The 7,339-nt window shown below is 66.2% G+C and carries 10 protein-coding genes; 4 read left to right on the forward strand and 6 right to left on the reverse strand.

The annotated features are described in order from the left end of the window. Positions 1-122 precede the first annotated feature (122 nt). Positions 123-959 carry a hypothetical protein gene (locus P8X75_13770; protein MEJ1996250.1) on the forward strand — a complete coding sequence of 279 codons (837 nt, stop codon included), beginning with the start codon at positions 123-125 and terminating at the stop codon, positions 957-959. Between the two features lie 147 nt (positions 960-1,106). After that, positions 1,107-1,349: a hypothetical protein gene (locus P8X75_13775; GenBank protein MEJ1996251.1), complete on the forward strand. Its 243-nt coding sequence runs from the start codon at positions 1,107-1,109 to the stop codon at positions 1,347-1,349. A 90-nt stretch (positions 1,350-1,439) separates the two neighbouring features. Here the strand turns inward: P8X75_13775 and P8X75_13780 are convergent, their stop codons facing one another. From P8X75_13780 to P8X75_13795, 4 genes are all read right to left on the reverse strand, one after another. Beyond that, the gene (locus tag P8X75_13780; protein MEJ1996252.1) at positions 1,440-1,847 is read right to left on the reverse strand and encodes a hypothetical protein; all 408 of its coding nucleotides are present in this window, start codon (positions 1,845-1,847) and stop codon (positions 1,440-1,442) included. Between the two features lie 89 nt (positions 1,848-1,936). After that, positions 1,937-2,884 (reverse strand): PA2778 family cysteine peptidase, encoded by a 948-nt coding sequence (locus P8X75_13785; GenBank protein ID MEJ1996253.1) that lies wholly within the window; start codon positions 2,882-2,884, stop codon positions 1,937-1,939. Between the two features lie 35 nt (positions 2,885-2,919). After that, positions 2,920-3,345 (reverse strand): PA2779 family protein, encoded by a 426-nt coding sequence (locus tag P8X75_13790; GenBank protein ID MEJ1996254.1) that lies wholly within the window; start codon positions 3,343-3,345, stop codon positions 2,920-2,922. 84 nt (positions 3,346-3,429) lie between these two features. After that, positions 3,430-3,660 (reverse strand): hypothetical protein, encoded by a 231-nt coding sequence (locus P8X75_13795; GenBank protein MEJ1996255.1) that lies wholly within the window; start codon positions 3,658-3,660, stop codon positions 3,430-3,432. A 368-nt stretch (positions 3,661-4,028) separates the two neighbouring features. Here P8X75_13795 and P8X75_13800 point away from each other — a divergent pair, with 368 nt between their 5' ends. Continuing rightward, positions 4,029-4,853, forward strand: coding sequence for an autotransporter domain-containing protein (locus P8X75_13800; protein ID MEJ1996256.1), 825 nt, complete (start codon positions 4,029-4,031; stop codon positions 4,851-4,853). Between the two features lie 13 nt (positions 4,854-4,866). Here the strand turns inward: P8X75_13800 and P8X75_13805 are convergent, their stop codons facing one another. After that, positions 4,867-6,153 (reverse strand): FAD-binding oxidoreductase, encoded by a 1,287-nt coding sequence (locus P8X75_13805; GenBank protein ID MEJ1996257.1) that lies wholly within the window; start codon positions 6,151-6,153, stop codon positions 4,867-4,869. A gap of 237 nt (positions 6,154-6,390) precedes the next feature. Between P8X75_13805 and P8X75_13810 the strand changes: the two genes are divergently transcribed. Then, positions 6,391-7,023, forward strand: coding sequence for a trimeric intracellular cation channel family protein (locus P8X75_13810; protein ID MEJ1996258.1), 633 nt, complete (start codon positions 6,391-6,393; stop codon positions 7,021-7,023). Between the two features lie 37 nt (positions 7,024-7,060). Here the strand turns inward: P8X75_13810 and P8X75_13815 are convergent. Next, positions 7,061-7,339 (reverse strand): SDR family NAD-dependent epimerase/dehydratase (locus P8X75_13815; protein MEJ1996259.1); only part of this gene is annotated, 279 nt, incomplete at its 5' end.

Raw genomic sequence — 7,339 nt, forward strand, 5'->3', positions numbered from 1 at the left:
CGCGACGGAGAGGAAATCGACGGCTGGCGGGTCGAGGCGATCGGCAACCGGGGGGTCTTGCTGACCAAGCAGGGCGTCGAAGACCGCCTGCAACTCTTCGGAAACGAGGAGGAGAGCACGCAATGAAGCCCGCGAACCGTCGAACGCCTGCCCAAGCCGTCGCTCTGGCTGTCATGGCCGCCGCTCTGCTGCTGCTTCAAAGCAGCCCGGCGCAAGCGCGTTCCAGCATCACGCCGCTTGAAGGCCGACCCGGCCACTACGAGATCGAGTTGGTCCAAGAGCCGGTCGATGTCTTCCTGGACAGGTTGGCGTCGAAGCTGTCAATCGAGGTGCAGCGGCGGGGCGAGCAGAGTCCGGCCATGCTCAACGGCAGGTTCCGCGGCCCTCTCAGCAGCCTTCTGCCGCGCGTTCTGGGTCAGGAGAACATCCTGCTGTTCCACGGCGATGACCGCGAGGCGACGGACGGCGTTTCCAAGCTTCTCGTCCTGCGGACCGTGACCGGCGGCAGCCCGGCAATCGTCCGCGCGCCGCCGCCCGCTTCGAGTCCGCAGCCCGAGGCGCTGGCCCTGCCGATCCCGCCCGCCGCCCCGGCCCCTGGAAACGAAGGCGGCGCGGCGCCCTCGGCTCCGCCACCCACTCAGCCCGGCTGGCCCAACGGAACCGGTCGCATCGTCAAGCAGGGCATGCCTCCGCCCTCGGCAGCGAACCCGGCGATCAGGAGCAACGCCGCGCCCGCGACCCCGGGCAGCGCGCCGACAACGCAGAATGGCGCGCTCGACGAAAGCTATCGCGCGCGCGCCATCAGCAGCTTCTACGGAAACGCAGAGCCGCCGCCCAAACCGCTCGAGGAAATGACCGAAGCCGAACGCGACGCCTATCTGGTCGAACAAAGCCGCCTGCGGCTTGACGGCCTGCATCTTCAACTCCAAGCGGCCTGCAAGGCCCGTGGGACCTGCTGACCGCAAAAGCGTCACCATCAGATCACAGCAGCGTTCCTTGACCGCAAGCGGCTTTGGGCCAACTCTTTAGGCAATGCGCAAGACGGCCTTTCGAGAAAAGGATTGCGTCCCGATGCGCAGCCAAGCAAATCAGTGGAGGACCACACGATGAAACGCCTACTTCTGGCTGCTGCCTTCAGCTTAATGGCCCTGCCTGCGATGGCCGGCCAGTGTCCCGCGGACATGAGCAAGATCGATGCGGCTCTGGAATCCAACACCAGCCTCTCTGCGGAAGATAAGAGCAAGGTCATGGAGCTTCGCGCCAAGGGCGAAGCCGAGCATCAGGCGGGCGAACACGCCGCCTCCGTTGCCACCCTTGCCGAAGCCAAGGCCATCCTCGGCATCGAGTAAGTCCGGCGACAACGACACCGGCACTCTGAAAGGCGCGCCGCTCCCCTCCTTGGGGGCGGCGCGCTTTCTTTTCCCCTGGAGAGAATCAGGTCAGCGGGGCCATTCGAGCGGGTTGAGCACGGTGATGCGCGCTCCACACCCGCTGCCGCTTTCATAGACCGAGGCTTCCATATCGACGCCGTACTTCAGTCGGTAGTCGAGACTTTGGTTCGTGCGCAGCACCAGGGGGTTGCCCTGACGCACGGCCCCGTCGACGCCGTCCAAGCGGCTGAAAAGGTTCCTGGCCGCCGAGCCGCAACCGGGCTCGGGTGAGCCGATGCTTTCGTTGGTGAGCGTGTAGCCCGCCAATCCCTGGCCGTTGTCGAAGGTTTCGTAGTCCCAATCCAGGCCGACCCACGAGACCTTCTCCGCCGCCTGGGCGCCTGCCGCCAAGGCAAGAGCGCCCGCCAACAGGATCCCGGAAAGAAGGCTGCTTGGTTTACCGCTTCTCAAGAACATTCAAAATCTCCCTCACCGATTCGCTAGAGCCTATCAAGGGTTGGCGCTTAATGGGAGATTGCTCGTAGGCACAACTTGGACAGGGCTTTTTAGGAACCCTTGATCCGGTCTCGGGTACGGCGGGCCGCTTCCAAGTGCGATCCGTCCAGGGAGAGCGCCTCGTCGACCGCCTCCGCCGCCCCTGTCCTGTCGCCCCGCTCGAACAGGACTTGGGCGAGATTGTTCCAGGCGGCGCCGTTCTCGGGCTCCAGCGCGACGGCGCGGCGCAGGGCCGCTTCGCTCTCGCCGAGCCGCCCGGCGCCGTAGTGCTGGTTGGCCATGGCGATCCAGGCCAAGGCCGCGTCCGGCCACTCGCGCAGAGCCGTCCGGTAGGCGGTCTCCGCTGCGGAAGCCTGTCCGGCGCGCTCAAGACCGGCGGCCTCGGCGATCCATTGGCTGCTCGACACGGTCGGGGGCACCGGGCCTTCAGGCTCGACCAGCACGACGCCCCAGAAGTCGCCCCGCCGCCAGGTGTGCTCCAGGGTCTCCAGCGGCATTTCGAGCCGTTGCGTCTCCCCGGATCTCAAGATCGCCGTCTTGGCGGGCAAGTCATAACCGATCAACAGCGCGTAGTGCCATTGCGGCGCCATCTCCAATGCCAGGTTCTGGAGGATCATCACCGGGCGGCCCGCGGCCAAGGTACGAAAGGCCGGCTCGATACCCGTCACGGGCAGGGCAAGCCGCCCCTGACGCCGCGCGGTGGTGATCACGTCGCTTTGCAGCGTGCCTTCGCGCCCCGGCGTGAAAAGCGTCTCCCCCAACCCGTCGGGCGAGGTGTCGAGGCCGGTGGCGTTCAAGGCGGCCGCCATGGCCGCCGGGCCGCAGTAGTTCTCCGTCTGGGCGAAGAAGGGCGTTTCGCTGAGTTCCACCTGTTGAGGCAGTCCATCTGGAGTCTGGGCCGTGAGGCGGTCGCTGACCGGGGTGCCGGCGCAGGCGCTGAGAACCGTCAGCGCCAACGCCAGCCCCGTCAGGTGCCCTATACCGGCAAGCTTCTTCATAGTTTTCCTGTTCGGGAGTATCGCGGACCCGCGCCTTAGCTCGGGTTCGCGCTGCCCTTGTTCGTGAAGCCGAACACGCTGGTGAAGCCCAGCAAGTCGGTGATCAGAAGCACGATGAAGATCAGGACAGCCGCGCCGATGACCGCGCCGATGGCGCCCTGGCCGGCCGGCATCTGGTCGATCTGCTGGGCGAGTTGCATCGCCTCCTGATCGCTCAGGCTGTCGACGCGGGCTTGCGCCTCGCCCGGATCGACACCGAGCGATTCCAGCTGCTGGCGGACGTCGTCGCGCGCCAGGAAGCTCTCCACCTTGTCGCGGGAGTCGGCGGCCAGCTCTTCGTTCACGATCTGGTCGGTGGCGATCATCTCCGCCGCCGCCTGCGGTGCGGGCAGCGTGGCGATCGCGAAGACCATGGCCATGGGAAGCGCGAGATTTCTAAACAGCGGTTTGAGGCCCATCATGATGGGTTCCTTTCGTTGGTTGAGTTTTGGCGATTACCTTCAGCGGAACCGCGGGACGCGGCGCCGCGCCGAACCGATAGGCGCTCAGTTCAGCGACTTGGCGGCCTTAACGCGCCACTCGGCGTTATCGGCGACATCCTTCAGCGTCAGGCCTGTGGCCTTCGCTGACCGGTCTTTCGTCTCCTCCTGTTGGGCCTGCTGGCGCTGCTCGGCCGACTTGGCGCCCGGATGGGCGACCAAAGGCGCGGCCAGGAACATAGCCATCAGGGCCAAGGGGGCCGAAGCCACAAGAAGGGTTTTCAGAGAGCGATCCATAACCAAACCTCCTGTCCTTTCAACGAGGGGGAGTTCTTGCGGACCGCTCGCGATATGGGGACTCGACAGCTGGACGGAAGCGCCTTCACAGCATGATCACAGATCGATCACCCTGCGGGAACAGCGGAGATTTCACCGCCCCCTGATGGTTCTGATTCTACGCAATACCCTCTATAATCATCCAAACAGGGTTTCCCGAGTGCCTTATGGTCCCGGCTTGGGTTGAACAGCATGCCGTTTCATACCGCGGGGCCGCACGTTGGGCGGCGAGGCTGCTCGCTGCCGCCTGCTTCCTCTATCCTGCGGATAGGGCTCAGGCGGCGGAGCCGATTGGGCTCGCCGATCTCAACGCGACGGCGAACGGCGTCTTGGCCGTTCTCGGCTTTTCGATCGTGCCCAGCGAGACGGCCAGTTCCGTCGCCATAGAGTCCAACAACCGGAACGATGCCAACTACTTCGCCACGCAGCTCGGCGGCGCCTTCACGGTCAGCGACGAGCTACCGCTCTATCTGGAGGGCTTCGCCGGCTTTGCCCGCTACGACCCTGAGTTCGTGTTCTCGGACGGCATGGAGGAACGGCGCTACCGGGTCAAATGGAACAACTTCGCCGGAACCGTTGGGGCGGGTTGGGATTTCCGGCTGAACGACGAACTGGTTCTGCGGCCCATCGCCAACTTCTCGCTCGGCCATGTAGAAAGCGACCTGTCCCTGGCGTCCCGCTTTCTGAGCGAGGATATCAGGGACAAGGTGAAGTTCCTCAGGAACGGCCGGCTGAGCGCCTATGGCCTCGGCGGATCCCTGATGCTGGACTTTGAGCGCCGCCGCGAGGACTACGAGGCCGACGTGGAACTGCGCTACACCAAGATTCATCTCCAGTCCTTCGCCGGGACCTCGCGCGCCGTCGAAGGCAGCGCGAGCGCGGAGACGCTGGGGCTCTGGTCGCGCCTGCGCGTGCCGACCGGCTACCAGGCCTTCCACCGCCCCTTGCGCGCTGTCGGAGAGTTCTCGGCATCCTATCTCATGGGCGATCAGCGCTTTGCCATCGGGGCCGATTTCCTGGGTCAAGTCGGCGGCGGCATCGAGTTCGACGTGGGGGAGCACCACCCGCTCTACCTGCAACGCGTAAGATTGATGGGCCGCTACCTCTTCGGCGACGGGGTCCAAGGTATTTCGCTCGGCCTCGGCCTGTCCTAGTGATCGAAAGGTCCTAGCGGCGCATCTCCCACCAGTCCTGCAGCTTCTTGACGCCGATGGCCGCGGCGAGCAGCGGCGGCAGATAGCCGTGCCCCCGCAGGGGTTTGAAGGGCCGCACCGGCAAGGGCAGCGTCTCCAAAGGCGCGCCCGCCAGATGCTCCGCCATTTGACGGCCCGTGGCCGTCGCCATGGCCACGCCCCGTCCATTGAAGCCATAGGCGATCGACAGCCCCGGCGCGAGCTCGCCGATGTGGGGCCAGTGGTCCAGGGTCAAGGCGACCCGCCCGCTCCAGCAGTAGCGAAGCGGGACATCGATGACCGACGGAAACAGCCGCCCCAGGGCCCTTCGGATGCCCTGGAAGTCATCCGGGTCCGTCGACTCGCGGCGATAGCCCCTGCCGCCCACCAGCAGGCGACCGCCCGCGTCCTGGCGGCAATAGTTCAGCAGCCGCCGGGTGTCGGACAGGCCGAGGCGGTTGGGCATAATCGTTGCCTGGAGGTTCGCGCTCAGTGGTTCGGTCGCGATCTGGTAGCTGTAGACCGGGATCACGCTCTGAGCCAGTCCCGGCCAGAAATCGCCGGTATAGGCGTTGGTCGCGATCAGCACGCGCTCGGCCCGAACGCCGCCTCGCCCCGTGGAGACCCGCCAGCCGCCGCCCTCCTCTCGAAGGGACGTCACCGGCGAGCCGCCATGAAGGCTCGCACCTTCAGAGAGCGCGGCACGCGCCAGACCCCTGGCGAAGGCGAGCGGATTGAGCGTGCCGCCCCGGGCATCCAGGAGGGCACCGGCATAGCCCCGCGCGCCTGTCAGCCTCTCGGTTTCCTCCGCGCCCAGCAGCTCGATGGGCGCGCCGCGCTCGCGCCACTGGCGCACGCGGGATTCGACGGCGGGAAGCGCGGCCGAGCCGTGCGCGGCCTGCAACCAGCCCGAGCGGACGGCGTCGCAGTCCATGGCGTGGCGCTCGATCAGCTCGAAGACCAGATCGGGCGCGCGCCCCGCAAAGGCGGCCAGGGCCTCGCCCTTATCTGCGCCAAAGCGCGCGATCATGGCCTCCGGGTCGTGTTTGAAACCGGGGATGATCTGGCCGCCGTTCCGCCCGGAAGCGCCGAAGCCCGGCTCCTCCGCCTCCAACAGGATGGTGTCCACGCCCTTCTCCGCCAGACGCAGGGCCGCTGAAAGCCCGGTGAACCCGCCCCCAACCACGCAGACCTCGGCTTTCGTCTCACCCTTCAGCGCAGGCGTATCCGGCGCGGGCGCCGCCCGCTCGCCATAGGGAGACTCTGGAAGATTGCCGCTCATGAACTCACCCAGGCCAGATCGTAGGGCCCAGAGTGTGCCATGAAGTCCTGGCTTTTTCATTGGAACACGATTGGAACGGCGGGACCCGGTGGGATCGCCGCCTTTTGACTGTTGCCTTCCGCACCTTTCTGAGCAGAGTTGACCGTCGTTCTCCCGCCGCCTCCCGCACTTTGGCGGCGACGAAAGCGGCCGGGACACGGTCACGGACAGGATGACGAAGAGGACAGGGAGCCGGTCATGGTGGGTTTCGTCTATTGGATGGATCTCTTGGGGGTCGCGGTCTTCGCCGCCACGGGGGCTCTGGTCGCTTCACGCAAGCAGATGGACATCGTCGGCTTCGCCCTGATGGCGAGCGTGACGGGCATCGGCGGCGGAACGCTGCGCGACCTGCTGCTCGACCGCCCGGTCTTCTGGATCGGCGACACCAGCTACCTGCTGGTCTGTCTCGGCGTGGCGCTGCTGCTCTTCCTGACGGCGCATCTGGTCCAGCGCCGCTTCATCGCGCTGCTCTGGGCGGACGCGCTGGGCCTCGCGGCCTTCTGCGTACTGGGGGCGGAACTGGCGAGGCGAGCCGGCGCGGACCCTCTCATCGCCGTCGTCATGGGCATGATGACCGCCACCTTCGGCGGCCTGATCCGCGACGTTCTCTGCCAGGAACTGCCGCTCATTCTGCGCAAGGAGGTCTATGCCTCGGCGGCGGCGGTGGGCGCCATCGTCCATGTAGCGGGAACCGAGGCCCTGGACCTGACGGTGCTGGTCTCCGCCTCCGCCGGTCTCGCGTCCGCCTTCGCCCTGCGCGCCGCGGGCATCGCCTTCGGCCTATCCCTGCCCCCCTACAAGCCCCGCGAGGCCCGCGACTACCCGCCCTGAGCGAGAGCCGTAAGCCGCCGCTGGAGAACCGGTCTGATCAAAGCAGGGAGCGGAAGTACCTGATGGTCTCCTTCAGGCCGTCCGTGAGAGAAACCTTCGGCTCCCAGGAAAGCGAGGTCCTGGCTTTCGAGATGTCCGGCATCCGTTGCGCTGTATCGTCCGCAGGCCGGTCCCGATAGACGATACGGGATTTGGAGCCAGTGAGTTTCAGAACCTCGTCGGCCAACTCGAGCTTGGTGACCTCATGCGGATTGCCCAGGTTGATCGGACCGGGGTCGCTCCCCCCCTTCTCCATGAAGGTGATCAGACCTTCGAC

The organism is Limibacillus sp. (assembly GCA_037379885.1).
Lineage (GTDB): Bacteria > Pseudomonadota > Alphaproteobacteria > Kiloniellales > CECT-8803 > JARRJC01.

Coding starts and splice junctions, on each gene's coding strand:
- P8X75_13780 (MEJ1996252.1), bottom strand. CDS start 1,847: ATGTTCTTGAGAAGCGGTAAACCAAGCAGCCTTCTTTCCGGGATCCTG.
- P8X75_13775 (MEJ1996251.1), top strand. CDS start 1,107: ATGAAACGCCTACTTCTGGCTGCTGCCTTCAGCTTAATGGCCCTGCCT.
- P8X75_13810 (MEJ1996258.1), top strand. CDS start 6,391: ATGGTGGGTTTCGTCTATTGGATGGATCTCTTGGGGGTCGCGGTCTTC.
- P8X75_13795 (MEJ1996255.1), bottom strand. CDS start 3,660: ATGGATCGCTCTCTGAAAACCCTTCTTGTGGCTTCGGCCCCCTTGGCC.
- P8X75_13805 (MEJ1996257.1), bottom strand. CDS start 6,153: ATGAGCGGCAATCTTCCAGAGTCTCCCTATGGCGAGCGGGCGGCGCCC.
- P8X75_13790 (MEJ1996254.1), bottom strand. CDS start 3,345: ATGATGGGCCTCAAACCGCTGTTTAGAAATCTCGCGCTTCCCATGGCC.
- P8X75_13785 (MEJ1996253.1), bottom strand. CDS start 2,884: ATGAAGAAGCTTGCCGGTATAGGGCACCTGACGGGGCTGGCGTTGGCG.
- P8X75_13770 (MEJ1996250.1), top strand. CDS start 123: ATGAAGCCCGCGAACCGTCGAACGCCTGCCCAAGCCGTCGCTCTGGCT.